Raw genomic sequence first — 19,036 nt, 5'->3', positions numbered from 1 at the left:
CTCAAGGCGTTAAAAATCCGGTAAACTTAGGGTATTCAGGTTTAAGGATAAGTGACCATGAACAATCTAACCACTGATGTCGCCATCGTCGGCGGCGGAATGGTCGGCAGCGCACTGGCATTGGGTCTGGCGCAGCAGGGCTTTACGGTAACAGTGATCGAACAAGCGGAACCGCCCGCGTTCAATGCGCAATCGCAGCCGGATGTGCGCATTTCGGCGATCAGCGCCGCGTCTGTCGCACTGCTGCGCGGGCTGGGCGTCTGGGATAGCGTGCGTGAGATGCGCTGTCATCCCTGGCGGCGGCTGGAAACCTGGGAGTGGGAAAACGCGCATGTGGTCTTTGATGCCGCAGAACTGAAACTTCCGCAGCTCGGATATATGGTTGAAAACCCGGTGTTGCAGCGCGCGCTCTGGCAGGCGCTGGCGGTCCATCCGCAGGTGACGCTGCGCGTCGCAACCGGTCTTGCCTCTATGTTGCGGCAGGACGATGGCTACCGGCTGCTGTTCGCCGATGACAGCGAGTTGTCCACATCATTAGTGGTGGGCGCTGACGGTGCGAATTCGCAGGTGCGGCAGATGGCGGGCATCGGCACTCATTCCTGGCAGTATCAGCAGTCCTGCATGTTAATTACTGTTGAATGCGAAGATGATCCGGGCGACAGCACCTGGCAGCAGTTTACCCCTGACGGGCCGCGCGCCTTCCTGCCGCTGTTCGATCACTGGGCGTCGCTGGTGTGGTATGACCATCCCGCCCGCATTCGCCAGCTACAAACATTGACGATGGAGCAGTTGCAGCAGGAAATTACACGCGTCTTTCCGTCACGACTCGGCAAGGTAAAACCGGTGGCTGCAGGCGCATTCCCACTGACCCGCCGCCACGCGCTGCAGTATGTCCAGCCGTCGCTGGCGCTGGTCGGCGATGCGGCGCACACCATTCATCCGCTGGCGGGGCAGGGCGTTAACCTCGGCTATCGTGACGTGGATGCGCTGCTGGATGTCTTAGCCAGTGCGCGCAGTCACGGCGAAGCGTGGTACAGCTACCCCATTCTGAAACGCTACCAGACGCGCCGTATGGCGGATAACTACATTATGCAGTCGGGAATGGATCTGTTTTATGCCGGATTCAGCAACGACCTTGCGCCCGTACGGGTGCTGCGCAATATCGGCCTGATGGCAGCCGAACGCGCGGGTGTCCTGAAACGTCAGGCGCTGAAGTATGCGTTGGGGTTGTAACGTTCAATTCCCCTCTTTTATAGAGGGGAATGATAGAGAGGCAGAAAGCAAAAAAGCCCGCCGAAGCGAGCTTTTTTGCATTGAAGTGGCTGGGGTACGAGGATTCGAACCTCGGAATGCCGGAATCAGAATCCGGTGCCTTACCGCTTGGCGATACCCCAATTGTTTGTGGTTTATCTCTGCCTGTGTGCCGGAATCAGACCGGAGCCTTACAGCCTGGAGATACCCCAACAGGGTGCGTCTAACATCAGGTTAAAACGTCTTTTAAATTTGGCTGGGGTACGAGGATTCGAACCTCGGAATGCCGGAATCAGAATCCGGTGCCTTACCGCTTGGCGATACCCCAATTGTTTGTGGTTTATCTCTGCTTTCGTGCCGTAATCAGACCGATGTCATACAGCCTGGAGATACCCCAATTTTATTTGGTGGCTACGACGGGATTCGAACCTGTGACCCCATCATTATGAGTGATGTGCTCTAACCAACTGAGCTACGTAGCCGATACTTCCTTTTCATCGACTGGCTGGGGTACCTGGATTCGAACCAGGGAATGCCGGTATCAAAAACCGGTGCCTTACCGCTTGGCGATACCCCAACAACAGGTACGTCAGTGAGTCGATGAAATATGGCTGGGGTACCTGGATTCGAACCAGGGAATGCCGGTATCAAAAACCGGTGCCTTACCGCTTGGCGATACCCCATCCGTACAACGCTTACCTGGGAATGGTGCGGGAGGCGAGACTTGAACTCGCACACCTTGCGGCGCCAGAACCTAAATCTGGTGCGTCTACCAATTTCGCCACTCCCGCAAAAAGATGGTGGCTACGACGGGATTCGAACCTGTGACCCCATCATTATGAGTGATGTGCTCTAACCAACTGAGCTACGTAGCCATCTTTTTCGCGTTACCTTATCGGCGTTGCGGGGCGCATTATGCGTATTGAGCCCTGTAGCGTCAACCTCTTTTTGACGGAAAATCGCCGGAATGTGACTGTTTGGTTAGGTTGCGAACAGCGTGGCGCATTATTCGGCAATTATTGGTTATTTCTCAAATTTAGTGATGAAAAACAACAAAGGGCCCCGCAGGGCCCAGTGCGAATTTTCATCACTTTTACTGATAAGCGGACTGGTGTACGCCAACCGCACGACCTGAGGGATCGTTCATGGTTTTGAAGGCCTCATCCCACTCGATCGCTTTGGCGGAAGAGCAGGCGACAGACGGACCGCCAGGCACACATTCTGCTGCGCTCGGTACCGGGAACAGCTCCTCGAAAATCTCACGATACAGATACGCTTCTTTCGATGTTGGCGTGTTGTACGGGAAACGGAAGCTCGCAGTTTCCAGTTGTTGATCGGAAATTTGCTTTGCCGCCACCTCTTTCAGCGTGTCGATCCAGCTGTAACCCACACCGTCGGAGAACTGCTCTTTTTGACGCCATGCAACGCTTGCCGGCAGGTAAGCTTCAAAACACTCACGCAGGACGTGTTTCTCCATTTTGCCGTTACCGCACATTTTGTCCTGCGGGTTGATGCGCATCGCCACGTCGAGGAATTTCTTGTCGAGGAACGGTACGCGGGCTTCAACACCCCAGGCGGACATCGCTTTGTTGGCGCGGGCGCAGTCAAACATATGCAGCGCCTGCAATTTACGCACGGTCTCTTCATGCAGCTCTTTCGCATCCGGCGCTTTATGGAAATAGAGATAGCCGCCAAACACTTCGTCAGAACCTTCGCCGGAGAGCACCATTTTGATGCCCATCGCTTTGATTTTACGGGACATCAGGTACATCGGCGTCGAGGCTCGAATCGTGGTCACATCGTAGGTTTCAATGTGATAAATCACGTCGCGGATCGCGTCGAGACCTTCCTGCACCGTGAAGTGGATTTCATGGTGGACGGTGCCAAGATGGTTAGCGACTTCCTGCGCGGCTTTCAGATCCGGCGAACCCACCAGACCGACAGCGAAAGAGTGCAGTTGCGGCCACCAGGCTTCTGAACGTTCCTGATCTTCAACACGGCGCGCGGCGTATTTTTTGGTGATCGCGGAGATAATTGACGAATCCAGCCCGCCGGACAGCAGCACACCGTACGGCACGTCAGACATCAGATGGCTTTTAACCGAATCTTCCAGCGCCTGACGCAGCTCTGCTTTGTCTGTCACGTTGTCTTTGACGGCGTCGTAATCAAACCAGTCGCGCTGATAGTAAGAGCGGATCTCGCCGTCTTTGCTCCACAGATAGCTTCCCGGAGGGAACTCTTTAATGGTGCGGCACACCGGCACCAGCGCTTTCATTTCAGAAGCGACATAGAAGTTGCCGTGCTCGTCGTAGCCCATATACAGCGGAATAATACCAATGTGGTCGCGGCCAATCAGGTAGGCGTCTTTTTCGCTGTCATAAAGGACGAAAGCAAACATGCCCTGCAGATCGTCGAGAAACTCAGCGCCTTTTTCCTGATACAGGGCGAGGATCACTTCGCAATCAGAGCCGGTCTGGAACGCGTAGCGATCGCCATATTCTGCGCGTAGCGCCTGGTGGTTGTAGATCTCACCGTTAACCGCCAGCGCGTGCGTTTTCTTTTCGTTATACAGCGGCTGGGCACCGGCGTTGACGTCGACAATCGACAGACGTTCGTGGGCGAGAATCGCTTTATCGCAGGCATAGATACCGGACCAGTCCGGGCCGCGATGGCGCATCAGGCGGGAAAGCTCCAGCGCTTTTTTGCGCAGCTCCCCCGCGTCAGTTTTAATATCCAGTACACCAAAAATAGAACACATAAACGTCTCCGTTACCCTGTTGCGTAATGCTGTTGTGTCATTTGCTCTGAGAGAGACAATGCCGCAAAGCGTGAGGCTGGCGCAAGGGGTTTACGGGCTTATCAGAAAATAATGCAATGAGAGTTGTTGATTGATGAAAAAGGCGCGGCGTTGCTGTGCATTTGTTGATGAATTATTAGTAAAAGACATTATTCATTAGATAAATGATAATTGCAGGCCGGATGCGTTATGCATCATCCGGCGCGGTGATTAAAAAACGTCAATTTCCGCAACGGACGGGTAAATCCAGGAAGGGCGGAACGGCATGCTGTCGATGTCATCGACCGTTGAGACGCCGGAGAGCACCAGAACAGTTTCCAGACCGGCCTGGAAGCCTGCCAGAATATCGGTGCGCAGGTTGTCGCCGACAATGACCGTTTGCTCGGAATGCGCCTGCATTTTGTTGAGTGCGGCGCGAATGATCCACGGGCTGGGTTTGCCGACGTAAAACGGTTTGCGACCGGAGATTTTCTCGATGCCAGCGCAAAGTGCGCCGCAGGCCGGATAATAACCGCGACCGTGGGTGTCCGGATTGGTGGCGATAAAGCGCGCGCCATTGGCGACGAAGAACGCCGCTTTATGCATCATGTCCCAGTTGTAGGAGCGCGTTTCGCCGACGATCACGAAATCCGGGTTAACGTCCGTGATAGTGAACCCGGCTTTATATAATTCATGAATCAACGCACCTTCGCCGACGACATACGCTTTTTTGCCTTCCTGACGACGCAGAAAATCTGCAGTCGCCATGGCCGAGGTGTAAAACACGCTGTCCGGCACATTGACACCGGCGGTGGCGAAACGGTTTGCCAGATCCTGCCCGGTCTGGGAAGGGTAGTTGGTCAGCAGGACCAGCGGCAGCCCTTTCTCCAGGATGCGGGTGACGAACTCCGCAGCACCGGGAACGGCGACGTTATCGTGCATCAGCACGCCGTCGATATCACAAATTACATTCTTAATGGTCATGGATACCCAGGCTCAACAGCTTAAAGAGAGGCGTACTATAAAACCGCTTTAGCTTTCCAGCAAACGCTGTAGCAGGATGCCGTTAAGCATAGCGCGTTTTACCAGCGCAAACGCGCCAATAGCGGAACGGTGATCGAGTGTGGAACGCACCACCGGCAGATTTTTGCGAAACGCCTTCAGCACCTGCGTATTAATGCAGCCTTCAATGGCGGGCAGCAGCACGCGCTCGGCTTCGATGATTTCCCCGGCAATCACCACTTTCTGCGGGTTAAACAGGTTAATGGCGATAGCGATGGTTTTGCCGAGCTGGCGGCCTACGTGCTCAATGACTTCGCTCGCCAGCGGGTCGCCTTTATTGGCGGCTTTGCAGATGGCGCTGATCGTGCAGTCATCCAGCGTCACACGGCTCTGATAGCCCTGTTCCAGCAGATGACGAACGCGTTGTTCGATGGCGGCGTTGGCGGCGACGGTTTCCAGACAGCCGAAATTGCCGCAGTGGCAGCGTTCGCCCAGCGGGTCGACCTGAATGTGGCCGATTTCACCGACGTTGCCGTTACGGCCGATAAAGATGCGCCCGTTGGAGATGATCCCGGCGCCGGTGCCGCGGTGGACACGCACCAGAATGGAGTCTTCACAGTCCTGACTTGCACCAAAATAGTGCTCCGCCAGCGCTAAGCTGCGGATATCATGGCCAATAAAACAGGTGACGTTAAACCGTTTTTCCACCGCATCGACCAATGCCCAGTTTTCCACCGGGATGTGCGGCATATAGCGGATCACGCCACTGTCGGGGTCGACCAGCCCGGGCAGGATCACCGAAATAGCAATCAACTCGCGGATTTTCCGCTGGCAAGAGGTGATAAACAGCGAAATCGTGTTCAGCAGCGCGTGTTCCAGCGTTTCCTGCGTGCGCTCTGGTAACGGATAGTGCTCTTCCGCCAGCACTTTGCTGCTCAGATCGTAGAGTGTCAGGGTCGTGTCATGACGGCCGAGGCGAATGCCGATGGCGTGGAAATTGCGGGTTTCGGTGATGATGGAGATTGCGCGGCGGCCCCCGGTGGAGGCTTGCTGATCGACTTCTTTGATCAGGCCGCGTTCAATCAACTGACGCGTAATTTTTGTCACGCTGGCGGGGGCAAGCTGGCTTTGTTCTGCGATCTGAATGCGCGAGATGGGGCCGTGCTGATCGATCAGACGGTATACCGCCGCGCTGTTCAGTTGTTTTACGAGATCAACATTGCCAATTTGAGCTTGTCCGCCAGGTGTCATACATTTACTTACTCAGTGACGACCTCGTTACCATTAACGATGGTCTTGGTTACCTTATAGTCGCGAGTGAATGCGGTCAGGTTGGCGATCATCCCAGGCGCAATGCTGCCCAGTTGCTTATCGACACCTATCGCACGCGCCGGGTAGAGCGTCGCCATACGCAGGACTTCATCCAGCGCAATGCCGCAATGCTCAACCAGATTGCGAACTCCTTCAATCATGGTCAGAGAGGAGCCGCTCAGCGTGCCATTCTCATCTACACACAATCCATTCCGGTAGTATATTGTTTTCCCGGCAAAAATGAACTGGTCAATATTTGCGCCTGCCGGTGCGGTCGCATCGGTTACCAGACACAGCTTGTCGCCTTTCAGACGTTTTGCGTTACGGACGTTGGCGAAATCGACATGCAGGCCGTCGGCGATAATGCCGCAGTAAACGTCCGGCTCATCAAAAATCGCGCCCGCCAGACCCGGTTCACGGCCGGTGATATACGGCATGGCGTTATAAAGGTGCGTCGCGAAAGTAATCCCGGCGCGGAAGCCGATTTTCGCTTCTTTTAGCGTGGCGTTGGAGTGCCCGGCGGAGACCACAATCCCGGCATTCACCAGCTTGCGGATCACCTCAGGTTCAACCATCTCCGGCGCGAGGGTGACTTTGGTGATGACGTCGGCGTTAGCGCAGAGGAAATCCACCAGTTCCGCGTCCGGCTTACGCACGAAATCCGGGTTATGGGTGCCTTTCTTGACGATATTCAGCCACGGACCTTCCAGATGCAGACCCAGCGCCTGGTTCGGGTATTTCGCCAGATATTCGCGCATCACGCGAATGCCCTGTTTCATCAGCTCGTCGCTGGAGGTGATCAGGGTCGGCAGATAGCTGGTGCAGCCCGATTTTTCATTGGCCTTCTGCATGATTTCCAGCGTTTTCACGCTGACGGCGTCCATGGTGTCGTTAAACTGCACGCCGCCGCAGCCGTTCAGCTGAACATCTATAAAACCCGGGGCGAGAATGGCGCCATTGACTGAGCGCTGCTCAATGTCAGACGGTAGATCCGCCAGCGGACAGAGACGTTCGATCAGGCCATTGGCGACAACAATCGCATGGTCATCCAGAATTTCGTGGCCGGTATAAATCCGACCATGGGTTAATGCATACATTACAACCCCCGGTTACAAAAATACGACCGTCTCCCCCTCAGGAGAGACGGTATTGAATCAAAGACCTTTAACGTTTTCTGCTTCTAACTCGTTGAAGTATTTTAACGTTTTCACTTTCAGCTCCATGGTGGACGGTTCGTCGCAAACCATGACCGCTTTCGGGTGCAGTTGCAGACAGCTAATGGTCCACATGTGATTGACGTTTCCTTCCACGGCCGCCTGCAGTGCCTGGGCTTTCTGAGAACCCAGCACCAGAATCATCACTTCTTCCGCATCCAGCAGGGTACCCACGCCAACGGTCAGTGCATATTTCGGCACCAGGTTGACATCACCGTCGAAGAAACGGGAGTTTGCCACGCGAGTGTCATGGGTCAGGGTTTTAATACGGGTGCGGGAGGCCAGAGAAGAGGCCGGTTCGTTGAACGCGATATGGCCGTCGTTACCTACGCCGCCCATAAACAGATGAATTTTACCGTAGGAACGGATTTTTTCTTCGTACTGACGGCATTCCGCATCGATGTCCGGCGCGTTACCATTCAGCAGGTTGATGTTTTCTGCCGGGATATCAACATGATCGAAGAAGTTGCGGTGCATAAAGCTGTGGTAGCTTTCCGGGTGTTCCTTCGGCAGACCAACGTATTCGTCCATGTTGAAGGTGACAACGTGCTTAAAGCTAATCTGGCCTGCTTTATGCATCTCAACCAGCGCTTTGTACGCGGTAAGCGGCGTGCCGCCGGTCGGGAGGCCGAGTACAAACGGGCGATCAGCAGTAGGTTTGAAGGCATTGATACGATTGACGATATGACGTGCGGCCCATTTACCTACTTGTTCAGCAGTCGCCAGGGGGATCAGTCTCATTGTTCACCTCAATAATGTTAATTTAAAGCGTTGGCGGATTGGTACCGATACTCTGTTAAGGGTAACCTGGTTTGCCAGCGAAAGGGGACAATCCGTCTTGATTTTTTGAATGATAAAATAAGTTTTGGCTGTTAGCCAGCGAATGGGAGGGGTTATTACGATATTTGGTGATTATAATCACAAAAAGCGGGTGTTTAATTTGCGAGACGAATTAATTTTCCACACACTCTGAACGTAGGTGATAAATCGCCACGCTTCAAGGTTTGTTACACAATAAAAAAACGGCTTTGAATGAGTCTGAACGGGGTCTCATAGGGGGAAGAAAGTGAGTATTCTAGGTTATTTACAAAAAGTAGGCCGCGCACTGATGGTGCCAGTGGCCACGCTGCCGGCCGCAGCCATCCTGATGGGTGTCGGCTATTGGATCGACCCGGTAGGCTGGGGTGGTGAGAACGCGCTGGCGGCGTTCTTCATCAAATCCGGCTCTGCTATTATCGACAACATGTCCGTACTGTTCGCCATCGGTGTGGCTTACGGTATGTCCAAAGATAAAGACGGTGCAGCAGCACTCACCGGCTTCGTCGGTTTCCTCGTTTTAACGACACTCTGCTCGCCAGCTGCCGTGTCGATGATCCAAAAAATCCCGGCGGACCAGGTTCCGGCGGCGTTTGGTAAAATCAGCAACCAGTTCGTCGGTATCCTGGTGGGTATCATCTCCGCTGAACTGTACAACCGCTTCTCAAGCGTAGAGCTGCCAAAAGCGCTCTCCTTCTTCAGCGGTCGTCGTCTGGTGCCGATCCTCACCTCTTTCGTCATGATCGTGGTGGCGTTCATCATGATGTACATCTGGCCGGTGATCTTCGACGGTCTGGTGAACTTTGGTGAGCACATCCAGAAACTGGGCTCCATCGGTGCGGGCGTGTACGCCTTCTTCAACCGTTTGCTGATCCCGGTAGGTCTGCACCACGCGCTGAACTCCGTATTCTGGTTCGACGTTGCGGGTATTAACGACATTCCTAACTTCCTGGGTGGTGCACAGTCCATCGAAGCAGGTAAAGCGGTTGTCGGTATCACCGGTCGTTATCAGGCGGGCTTCTTCCCGATCATGATGTTCGGTCTGCCAGGTGCAGCACTGGCTATCTACCATTGCGCACGTCCGGAAAACAAAGCGAAAGTACTGGGTATCATGATGGCGGGCGCCTTCGCGGCCTTCTTCACTGGTATCACCGAACCGCTGGAATTCTCCTTCATGTTCGTTGCGCCTGTGCTGTATGTCATCCACGCCATCCTGACCGGTATCTCCGTGTTCATCGCGGCGAGCATGCACTGGATTGCGGGCTTTGGCTTCAGCGCCGGTCTGGTGGATATGGTGCTGTCTTCGCGTAACCCGCTGGCAACCCAGTGGTACATGTTGATCCCGCAGGGCCTGGTGTTCTTCGTGATCTACTACCTGGTGTTCCGCTTCACCATCACCAAATTCAACCTGATGACTCCGGGTCGCGAACTGGCGGTTGCTGGCAGCGAAGCGGATGGTCAGGACGTGAATCTGAGCAGTGGTAAAGATCAGGATGTCGCAGGTCTGGCACGTCAGTACATCGCCGCTGTCGGTGGTTCTGACAACCTGACTGGTATCGATGCCTGTATCACCCGTCTGCGTCTGTCCGTGAAAGACTCAAGCCTGGTGAACGAAGCACTGGCTAAACGCCTGGGCGCAACCGGTGTTATCCGTCTGAACAAAACCAGCGTGCAGATCATCGTTGGCTTTGTGGCTGAGAAAATTGCTAACGCGATGCACACCACCGGCCCTGTCGCGGCGGTAGAAGCAGCTCCGGCAGCAGCGCCAGCACAGGCGGCGGCAAAACCGCAGGCGGTGCCGAACGCGGTTACCATCGCCGCACTGGTTTCTCCAGTAACCGGTGACGTGGTGGCGCTGGATCAGGTGCCTGATGAAGCCTTCGCCAGCAAAGCGGTCGGTGACGGCGTGGCGGTGAAACCGACGGAAAGTGTTGTCGTTTCTCCGGCAGCGGGCACGATCGTGAAAATCTTCAACACCAACCATGCTTTCTGCCTGGAAACTGACAAAGGCGCGGAAATCGTTGTCCACATGGGTATCGATACTGTCGCGCTGAACGGTGAAGGCTTTAAGCGTCTGGTGGAAGAGGGTGCGGAAGTGACAGCAGGTCAGCCCATCCTTGAGATGGACCTGGACTTCCTGAACGCCAACGCGCGCTCGATGATTAGCCCGGTGGTTTGCAGCAACATCGACGACTTCAGCGGCCTGGTCATTAAGGCGCAGGGTCACGTTGTTGCAGGCGAAACCGCGCTGTATGAGATTAAAGGCAAGTAATCGCTCCTGAGCAAGCAACTGCATGCCTTAAGCGGCGGGGGATCTCCTCCGCCGCTTTTTTTTGCAGCAATCAGCCCCCAGATAGTTCTTCAGAGAGGTAATTTCCGCAACTAATGGTTGTCTCTTCGACTGGCTTATAAGATCATATGCCGTTATACGTTGTTTACGCCTTGAGGAACCCACGATGAGTGAGGCTGAAGCCCGCCCGACAAACTTTATTCGTCAGATCATTGATGAGGATCTGGCCAGTGGTAAGCACACCACGATCCACACGCGTTTTCCGCCTGAACCGAACGGCTATCTGCACATCGGTCATGCGAAGTCTATCTGCCTGAACTTTGGCATCGCCCAGGACTACAACGGGCTGTGCAACCTGCGTTTCGATGACACCAACCCGGTAAAAGAAGACATCGAATACGTCGAGTCTATTCAGAATGACGTGCAATGGTTAGGTTTCCACTGGGCAGGCAAAGTCTGCTATTCGTCGGATTATTTCGATCAACTGCACCACTATGCGGTTGAGCTTATCAACAAAGGCCTCGCTTATGTTGACGAACTCTCTGCGGATGAAATTCGTGAGTACCGAGGCACGCTGACCCAGCCGGGTAAAAACAGCCCGTACCGCGATCGCAGCGTTGAAGAAAACCTGGCGCTGTTCGAAAAAATGCGTGCTGGTGGTTTTGAAGAGGGTAAAGCCTGTCTGCGTGCGAAGATCGACATGGCGTCGCCGTTCATCGTCATGCGTGATCCAGTGCTGTATCGCATTAAATTTGCTGATCACCACCAGACCGGCAGCAAGTGGTGCATCTACCCGATGTATGACTTCACCCACTGCATCAGCGATGCGCTGGAAGGCATTACTCACTCGCTGTGTACGCTGGAATTCCAGGACAACCGCCGTCTGTACGACTGGGTGCTGGATAACATCACAATCCCGGTTCATCCGCGTCAGTACGAGTTCTCTCGTCTGAACCTGGAGTATACCGTCATGTCCAAGCGTAAGCTGAACCTGCTGGTGACTGACAAGCACGTAGAAGGCTGGGATGACCCGCGGATGCCGACCATCTCCGGTCTGCGTCGTCGTGGTTACACCCCGGCGTCGATTCGTGAGTTCTGCAAGCGAATCGGCGTGACCAAACAGGACAACACCATCGAGATCGCCTCGCTGGAATCCTGCATTCGTGAAGATCTCAACGAAAACGCCCCACGCGCGATGGCGGTAATTGATCCGGTGAAACTGGTTATCGAAAACTACCCGCAGGGCGAAAGCGAAATGGTCACTATGGCGAACCATCCGAATAAACCGGAAATGGGCAGCCGTGAGGTGCCGTTCAGCGGTGAAATCTGGATCGACCGTGCTGACTTCCGTGAAGAAGCCAACAAGCAGTACAAGCGCCTGGTGCTCGGTAAAGAGGTGCGTCTGCGTAATGCGTACGTCATCAAGGCAGAGCGCGTTGAGAAAGATGCCGAAGGCAATATCACCACCATTTTCTGCACCTACGATGCAGATACGCTGAGCAAAGATCCGGCTGATGGCCGTAAAGTCAAAGGCGTGATCCACTGGGTCAGCGCGGCGCATGCGCTGCCGGTGGAGATTCGTCTGTATGATCGCCTGTTCAGCGTGCCAAACCCGGGCGCGGCAGATGACTTCCTCGCGACGATTAACCCGCAATCGCTGGTGATCAAAAATGGTTTCGTTGAGCCAGGTCTGAAGGTCGCAGAAGTGGGTAAAGCGTTCCAGTTTGAACGTGAAGGCTATTTCTGCCTCGACAGCCGTTACGCAACCGCGGACAAACTGGTGTTTAACCGCACTGTCGGTCTGCGCGACACCTGGGCGAAAATCGGCGAGTAATTCGTCATTCCAGTAAAGACGCCGCTTAGCGCGGCGTTTTTTTTCGCTTACCAATCATGGCGTTACACTTTATTAACATTCGCGATGCGAATTAATACTATTTGCAAACACTCTTTTTCAAACCTGATTTAATAATAAAATCTTAAATCTCATCTTCTGATAAACGCATTTTCCTGAATCCGTAGCGATTTCTGTCAAATTCCGCAGGCGATGCTCTTTGTTACAAAGTGCAATCAATTATGTGCGCTTTGTCATAATCTTGTCATTTCGTGCCATAAAGTGATTGATAATTCGCGTCGCGAAAAATAGTCTACACATCAGTAGATGCACGGGAATTTTCCCGACTACTTTTTCACATTTTTATTTTTATCGCTGTTCGCCTTTTGAGCGGCGTTTTTAAAAGTCAAAGAGGATATACACATGCGTACGTTCAGTGGCAAACGTAGTACGCTGGCGCTGGCTATTGCAGGCGTCACCGCATTATCGGGCTGGGTTGCGGTTCCGCAGGCCAGTGCAGCAGGCTTCATCGATGATTCAACTTTAACCGGCGGCATCTATTACTGGCAGCGTGAGCGTGACCGTAAAGACGTGACCGACGGCGACAAATACAAAACCAACCTTTCTCACTCCACCTGGAACGCCAATCTGGACTTCCAGTCTGGCTATGCCGCCGACATGTTCGGTCTGGATATTGCCGCCTTTACCGCTATCGAAATGGCCGAATCTGCTGAAAGTGGCCACCCGAACGAAATCGCGTTCTCCTCGATCAACAAGGGTTATGACGAAGACTACTCCGGTGATAAGAGCGGGATCAGCCTCTACAAAGCGGCAGCAAAATTCAAATATGGCCCGGTATGGGCGCGTGCGGGTTACATTCAGCCGACCGGGCAAACCCTGTTAGCGCCGCACTGGAGCTTCATGCCGGGTACTTACCAGGGTGCGGAGGCCGGGGCGAACTTTGATTATGGCGATGCGGGCGCGTTGAGCTTCTCCTACATGTGGACCAACGAGTATAAAGCGCCGTGGCATATTGAAACCGACAAGTTCTACCAGAACGACAAGAAAACCAAAGTCGATTACCTGCACTCTCTCGGTGCCAAATACGATTTCAAAAACGACCTGGTGCTGGAAGCGGCGTTTGGTCAGTCTGAAGGGTTTGTCGACCAGTACTTCGCGAAAGCCAGTTACAAATTTGATGTCGCCGGTTCTCCGCTCTCCACCAGCTATCAGTTCTATGGCGCTCGCGACAAAGCGGACAATAATACCATCAACGATATCTACGATGGCACCGCATGGTTACAGGCGCTGACCTTCGGCTACAAAGTGGCGGATGTGGTTGACCTGCGACTGGAAGGCACCTGGGTACGTGCGGAAGGCCAGTGTACTGCACCCATTTTGTTGGACGATGAAATGGAATAGTCCCTGATATGTCAAAGCCAAAATACCCCTTCGAAAAGCGCCTTGAAGTCGTGAATCACTACTTCACAACTGATGATGGTTACAGGATCATCTCTGCACGTTTTGGTGTGCCTCGAACCCAGGTCAGGACGTGGGTTGCCCTCTATGAAAAACATGGAGAAAAAGGTTTAATTCCCAAACCTAAAGGCGTTAGTGCTGATCCAGAGTTGCGCATTAAGGTCGTGAAAGCCGTGACCGAGCAGCAGATGTCCCTCAATCAGGCTGCTGCTCACTTTATGCTTGCTGGTAGTGGTTCTGTAGCCAAGTGGCTGAAAGTCTATGAGGAGCACGGAGAAGCTGGTTTACGCGCACTCAAGATCGGCACCAAAAGAAACATTACAATGTCAGTTGATCCAGAAAAAGCGGCGTTAGCATTGGAGCTGTCGAAAGACCGACGTATTGAGGATCTTGAAAGACAAGTTCGATTCCTTGAAATGCGGCTTACGTATCTAAAAAAGCTGAAAGCCTTAGCTCATCCCGCGAAAAAGTGAAAGTACTCAACGAGCTAAGGCAGTTTTACCCTCTTGATGAGCTTCTCAAGGCAGCGGAGATACCGCGCAGTACGTTTTATTACCATCTAAAGGCTCTCAGCAAGCCTGATAAGTATGCGGATGTTAAAAAGCGTATTGGTGAGATTTATCACGAGAATAAAGGTCGTTACGGATACCGTAGGGTAACGTTGTCTCTCCATCGAGACGGGGAACGGATTAACCATAAAGCCGTTCAGCGCCTGATGGGAACCCTCTCGCTTAAGGCAGCGATTAAGGTCAAGCGATACAGCTCCTACAGAGGAGAGGTAGGGCAAACCGCCCCCAATGTTCTCCAAAGGGATTTCAAGGCTACACGGCCAAACGAGAAGTGGGTTACCGACGTTACTGAATTTGCAGTCAATGGGCGAAAGCTGTATTTGTCTCCAGTAATAGATCTCTTCAACAACGAAGTTATTTCTTACAGCCTGTCGGAAAGACCTGTGATGAACATGGTCGAGAATATGCTCGATCAGGCATTCAAAAAGCTTAAGCCTCACGAGCATCCTATTCTGCACTCTGACCAGGGATGGCAGTATCGTATGAGAAGGTATCAAAACATCCTTAAAGAACAAGGCATTACACAGAGCATGTCCAGAAAAGGCAATTGTCTGGATAATGCAGTCGTGGAATGTTTCTTTGGAACCTTAAAGTCGGAGTGTTTTTATCTTGACGAGTTCAGTAATATAAGCGAACTGAAGGATGCTGTTACGGAATATATTGACTACTACAACAGCAGAAGAATTAGCCTGAAATTAAAAGGTCTGAGTCCAATTGAATATCGAACCCAGACCTATGTGCCTCGTGTTTAACTGTCCAACTTTTTGGGGTCAGTACACAGCAGGGCTACTTCCTGCAGCGTATGACGCCGACCTACGCCTCCTCTAATGGTCGTCTGGATATCTGGTGGGATAACCGCTCAGACTTCAACGCCAACGGTGAAAAAGCGGTCTTCTTCGGCGCGATGTATGACCTGAAAAACTGGGATCTGCCTGGCTGGGCGGTCGGTGCTTCTTACGTCTATGCATGGGATGCGAAACCGTCTGACTGGTTTATCAACGGTGCGGGCCAGCGTGAAGACATGGCTTCCAACAAAATCAAAGAATCTGCCTACAGCCTGGACGCGATGTACACCGTGCAGGAAGGCCGTGCCAAAGGCACGATGCTCAAACTTCACTTCACACAGTACGACAACCACTCCGATATCCCGAGCTGGGGTGGCGGTTACGGCAACATCTTCCAGGATGAGCGCGACGTGAAATTTATCGTCATCGCACCGTTCACTATTTTCTGATGCCAGCAGGGGCGGGGCAACCCGCTCCTGACATAAGGACGACATAATGAAGAAACTCATTCTTATCGCTATCATGGCATCGGGGCTGGTTGCGTGTGCACAGCCGACGACGCCAGCGCCGAAGGAAGACAGCCGCCTGAAAGAGGCTTACAGCGCCTGCATTAACACGGCGGAAGGCAACCCGGATAAACTCGAAGCCTGCCAGAGCGTGCTGAACGTGCTGAAAAAAGAGAAAGCGCACGAGCAGTTCGCCACGCAGGAAACCGTGCGTACGCTGGATTATCAGCAGTGCATTCAGGCGACCCGTACCGGCAACGACCAGGCGGTCAAGGCCAACTGCGATCGCATCTGGCAGGAAATCCGCAGCAACAACAAACCATAACCGTTTCGATGGTGAAGAGAGGCCCGCGCTGCGGGTCTTTTTATTTGGCTGAAAAACGGCAATAAAAAAGCCAGCCCGGAGGCTGGCTTCTGGGGTAGCTGAAGATTATTTTTCCACGGCGTCGTGCGCGTGTTCATCTTCGCGGCAATCGCCTTCAGCGCAGTGACCATACAGGTACAGGCTGTGGTTGGTCAGGCGGATGCCATGGCGTGAGGCAATTTCACGCTGACGCGCTTCGATAGAGTCATCGCTGAACTCGATCACTTTGCCGCAATCCAGGCAGATCAGATGATCGTGGTGGTGCTGCTGCGTCAGTTCAAAAACCGATTTGCCGCCTTCAAAATTGTGGCGGGTTACGATACCGGCGTCATCAAACTGGTTGAGCACGCGATAGACCGTTGCCAGCCCAATCTCTTCACCCATGTCAATCAGACGCTTGTATAGATCTTCCGCACTGACATGGTGGTTATCCGGCTCCTGGAGTACTTCCAGAATCTTTAACCGTGGAAGCGTGACTTTCAGGCCGGCCTTCTTTAATGCGGTATTGTTGTCAGTCATGCGGAATCTGTCCTGTTGCTAAACGATTCACTTCCTGAAGTGGAAGTCTCACAGAGAATGCGCCCGGTAGAATGCGTCTCAATTATAGAACTGCCATGTATAAATGAAAACTGCAAGCGCCTGGCATACTATGCTTTCAAAAACGAGGCACTACCAGCAAAGCTAATGAACGAACCTCGTTAAATCAGCTGTCATTGTACAGGCATGCGCTTAAAAGTTAAAAATTTGTAGCGATAAATTTGATTGCTTTTATCTATTAATACGGTGCGATTTATTCATCGCACCGCTCACGCCTTATGCGTTTTTAATGGCTTCCAGATTAAGTTCTTCGGCAACCTGTTTGACCCACTTTTCAACGCGCTCAGCAGTCAGTTCCGGTTGACGATCTTCGTCAATTGCCAGACCGACAAAGTGGTCGTCATCCGCCAGCCCTTTAGAGGCTTCGAAGTGATAACCCGCTGTCGGCCAGTGACCGACAATGATCGCGCCGCGCGGTTCGATGATGTCGCGGATGGTTCCCAGCGCGTCGCAGAAGTATTCAGCATAGTCTTCCTGGTCGCCACAGCCAAACAGGGCTACCAGTTTCCCGGTAAAGTCTATCTCTTCCAGCGACGGGAAAAAGTCGTCCCAGTCGCACTGTGCTTCACCGTAGTACCAGGTCGGAATGCCCAACAGCAGGAGATCGAACGCTTCGATATCTTCTTTGCTGCTTTTTGCAATGTCATGCACGTCGGCAACGTCTTTACCAAGCTGTTTTTGAATCATTTTCGCGATATTTTCGGTATTACCGGTGTCGCTGCCGAAAAAGATGCCTACGATTGCCATGAGTAAAATAACCTCTTGAAACTAAATGATATGGTGGTGGCATATTGCCCACAGATAAGGGCAATCATAGCAGAACAGAGAAGTGCACGGAAACAGCAATCATGCCGGACTGCACTCTCTGCTACATGAAAATGTGTTTTTTGCGCTTTTTCAGCGGTTTTCCTGGCGATGCAGGCTGGCAAGCTGGCTCAACAGGATCTCTTCGATGAGTTCGCTGCGGCTCATATTGCGGGCATCGGCCAGTTCATTTAACGCGTCCACGGCATCGTTGTTGAGCTTGAGCTCAACACGCTTCAGACCGCGAACTTTATCGCGTTTGAGCTGATTGCGCTTATTGATGCGTAACTGTTCGTCACGCGAGAGCGGATTGGTTTTCGGTCTTCCCGGGCGACGCTCATTTGCGAACAAATCTAATGTCGTACGGTCCGTTTGTTCTTTTGCCATGATTCAGAGTGACTTCGGGGAAACAAACAACCAGGCCATTGCCCGGATGGATAGCGCGCCATCATACATCAGCGAAACCCCCACGCCAACGACCGCAGCCATTCTGGCGCGCGGTCGCTGAGTTTTTAAGCATTCAGGCGTCGGCAAGGTAGCGGCGAATGGCGCGCAGCACCGCATCAGGTTTTTCCGCATGCACCCAATGTCCGGCACCGGCAATCACATGCGCCCGCGCCTGCGGGAACTGGGAGAGCAAGGCGTCGCGGTACGCTTCGGTGACGTACGGCGAATTGCCGCCAGGAATGAACAGGGCAGGGTGGTTCCACGCCGGGATGGTTTCCCAGCCGACGATATGTGGATACTGCTCCCACAGCACCGGCACGTTAAACCGCCACTGGCCATCAATGAAGGACTTCAGCAGAAACTGAATCACGCCTTCTTCTTTTAATTGTTCACGCATAACGCTGGCCGCCTGCTGACGGGTCGTGGCGCCGGCATCGGTAACGGCATTAATAGCCGCGAAGATCGCATCATGGCGGCGCACCTGATAATCCACCGGCGCAATATCAATGGCGACCAGTTTTTCCACACGTGACGGGGCCAGCGCGGTCAGCGCCATCGCGGCTTTACCGCCCATAGAGTGACCAACGACAATCGCCTTTTCCAGGTGGTATTCGTCCAGCGTGTCGAGCAGATCCTGCGCCATTGCCGGGTAATTCATGACCGCTGAACGCGGCGACAGGCCGTGGTTACGCATATCGACCTGGTAAACATCGTGGTCGCTCACCAGATCGCGTGCCAGCACGCCGAGGTTGTCGAGACTGCCGAACAGACCATGTACCAGAAGGATGGGAGAATTCTTGTGCAGGTTTTGTGCAGTTTGCGCTCGGGTATTCAAAATCATAGTAAAGTTCTTTATTTCGCTCTGTCGGGTTAGGGTATCATGGTGAACATTCTGCCGCCCGGCCGCAAGACCAGGAACTAATCTGGATTTTGCCGCCATCCTGGTTTGACGCTATCCGCGGTTGGGTTTTGTACTTATAATCCCAACGACTTG

At 53.2% G+C, this 19,036-nt stretch carries 14 protein-coding genes, 7 tRNA genes and 2 pseudogenes; 7 read left to right on the top strand and 16 right to left on the bottom strand.

Annotation, left to right across the window (positions count from 1 at the left end; translation table 11 throughout):
* Positions 1-57: 57 nt before the first annotated feature.
* Positions 58-1,233, top strand: a complete 1,176-nt coding sequence (ubiF, locus tag QMG90_RS15020) for a 3-demethoxyubiquinol 3-hydroxylase (protein ID WP_283280421.1) — start codon at positions 58-60, stop codon at positions 1,231-1,233.
* An 86-nt stretch (positions 1,234-1,319) separates the two neighbouring features.
* On the opposite strand, the gene QMG90_RS15015 is transcribed toward ubiF, so the two are convergent.
* The 12 genes from QMG90_RS15015 to nagB all read right to left on the bottom strand — a co-directional run bounded on the left by QMG90_RS15015 (position 1,320) and on the right by nagB (position 8,295).
* Positions 1,320-1,394 (bottom strand) — tRNA-Gln (locus QMG90_RS15015).
* Between the two features lie 110 nt (positions 1,395-1,504).
* Positions 1,505-1,579: transfer RNA gene (locus QMG90_RS15010), tRNA-Gln, on the bottom strand.
* 77 nt (positions 1,580-1,656) lie between these two features.
* A tRNA-Met gene (locus QMG90_RS15005) sits at positions 1,657-1,733 on the bottom strand.
* Positions 1,734-1,753: 20 nt separating this feature from the next.
* Positions 1,754-1,828, bottom strand: a tRNA-Gln gene (locus QMG90_RS15000).
* A 31-nt stretch (positions 1,829-1,859) separates the two neighbouring features.
* Positions 1,860-1,934 (bottom strand) — tRNA-Gln (locus QMG90_RS14995).
* A gap of 23 nt (positions 1,935-1,957) precedes the next feature.
* Positions 1,958-2,042 (bottom strand) — tRNA-Leu (locus QMG90_RS14990).
* A 7-nt stretch (positions 2,043-2,049) separates the two neighbouring features.
* A tRNA-Met gene (locus QMG90_RS14985) sits at positions 2,050-2,126 on the bottom strand.
* A gap of 218 nt (positions 2,127-2,344) precedes the next feature.
* The gene (gene asnB, locus QMG90_RS14980; RefSeq protein WP_283280419.1) at positions 2,345-4,009 is read right to left on the bottom strand and encodes an asparagine synthase B; all 1,665 of its coding nucleotides are present in this window, start codon (positions 4,007-4,009) and stop codon (positions 2,345-2,347) included.
* Between the two features lie 249 nt (positions 4,010-4,258).
* Positions 4,259-5,011, bottom strand: coding sequence for a ribonucleotide monophosphatase NagD (nagD, locus tag QMG90_RS14975; protein WP_038159550.1), 753 nt, complete (start codon positions 5,009-5,011; stop codon positions 4,259-4,261).
* Positions 5,012-5,059: 48 nt separating this feature from the next.
* Positions 5,060-6,280, bottom strand: a complete 1,221-nt coding sequence (gene nagC / locus QMG90_RS14970; protein WP_283280418.1) for a DNA-binding transcriptional regulator NagC — start codon at positions 6,278-6,280, stop codon at positions 5,060-5,062.
* An 8-nt stretch (positions 6,281-6,288) separates the two neighbouring features.
* Positions 6,289-7,437 (bottom strand): N-acetylglucosamine-6-phosphate deacetylase, encoded by a 1,149-nt coding sequence (nagA, locus tag QMG90_RS14965; protein WP_283280417.1) that lies wholly within the window; start codon positions 7,435-7,437, stop codon positions 6,289-6,291.
* A 57-nt stretch (positions 7,438-7,494) separates the two neighbouring features.
* On the bottom strand, positions 7,495-8,295 hold the full coding sequence (nagB, locus tag QMG90_RS14960; RefSeq protein WP_283280416.1) for a glucosamine-6-phosphate deaminase: 801 nt from the start codon (positions 8,293-8,295) through the stop codon (positions 7,495-7,497).
* Between the two features lie 325 nt (positions 8,296-8,620).
* Between nagB and nagE the strand changes: the two genes are divergently transcribed.
* From nagE to QMG90_RS14930, 6 genes and pseudogenes are all read left to right on the top strand, one after another.
* Positions 8,621-10,642, top strand: coding sequence for an N-acetylglucosamine-specific PTS transporter subunit IIBC (nagE, locus tag QMG90_RS14955; protein WP_283280414.1), 2,022 nt, complete (start codon positions 8,621-8,623; stop codon positions 10,640-10,642).
* Between the two features lie 184 nt (positions 10,643-10,826).
* Entirely contained in the window at positions 10,827-12,494 is a 1,668-nt protein-coding gene (glnS, locus tag QMG90_RS14950) for a glutamine--tRNA ligase (RefSeq protein WP_283280412.1), read from the top strand.
* A 420-nt stretch (positions 12,495-12,914) separates the two neighbouring features.
* Positions 12,915-13,874: pseudogene (locus QMG90_RS14945) on the top strand (OprD family outer membrane porin); the annotation flags it as partial.
* Positions 13,875-13,921: 47 nt separating this feature from the next.
* Positions 13,922-15,291 (top strand): IS3-like element ISKpn8 family transposase gene (locus tag QMG90_RS14940; protein ID WP_085949440.1). Its coding sequence is split into 2 segments (ribosomal slippage): positions 13,922-14,402 and positions 14,402-15,291, totalling 1,371 coding nucleotides; the frame shifts between segments, so codons are not numbered across the junction.
* 26 nt (positions 15,292-15,317) lie between these two features.
* Positions 15,318-15,773: pseudogene (locus QMG90_RS14935) on the top strand (OprD family outer membrane porin); the annotation flags it as partial.
* Between the two features lie 46 nt (positions 15,774-15,819).
* The gene (locus QMG90_RS14930; RefSeq protein ID WP_283280410.1) at positions 15,820-16,155 is read left to right on the top strand and encodes a ChiQ/YbfN family lipoprotein; all 336 of its coding nucleotides are present in this window, start codon (positions 15,820-15,822) and stop codon (positions 16,153-16,155) included.
* Between the two features lie 105 nt (positions 16,156-16,260).
* Here the strand turns inward: QMG90_RS14930 and fur are convergent, their stop codons facing one another.
* The 4 genes from fur to ybfF all read right to left on the bottom strand — a co-directional run bounded on the left by fur (position 16,261) and on the right by ybfF (position 18,883).
* Positions 16,261-16,713, bottom strand: coding sequence for a ferric iron uptake transcriptional regulator (fur, locus tag QMG90_RS14925; RefSeq protein ID WP_004885952.1), 453 nt, complete (start codon positions 16,711-16,713; stop codon positions 16,261-16,263).
* Positions 16,714-17,007: 294 nt separating this feature from the next.
* The gene (gene fldA / locus QMG90_RS14920; protein WP_054179906.1) at positions 17,008-17,538 is read right to left on the bottom strand and encodes a flavodoxin FldA; all 531 of its coding nucleotides are present in this window, start codon (positions 17,536-17,538) and stop codon (positions 17,008-17,010) included.
* Positions 17,539-17,688: 150 nt separating this feature from the next.
* Complete coding sequence (gene ybfE / locus QMG90_RS14915) at positions 17,689-17,982, bottom strand: LexA regulated protein (RefSeq protein WP_283280408.1); 294 nt, start codon at positions 17,980-17,982, stop codon at positions 17,689-17,691.
* 133 nt (positions 17,983-18,115) lie between these two features.
* Complete coding sequence (ybfF, locus tag QMG90_RS14910) at positions 18,116-18,883, bottom strand: esterase (RefSeq protein ID WP_283280407.1); 768 nt, start codon at positions 18,881-18,883, stop codon at positions 18,116-18,118.
* Between the last annotated feature and the right edge of the window lie 153 nt (positions 18,884-19,036).

Origin of the sequence: Trabulsiella odontotermitis, from assembly GCF_030053895.1 — a bacterium.
Lineage (GTDB): Bacteria > Pseudomonadota > Gammaproteobacteria > Enterobacterales > Enterobacteriaceae > Trabulsiella > Trabulsiella odontotermitis_C.
This window is presented reverse-complemented; position numbering and strand designations above follow the sequence as displayed.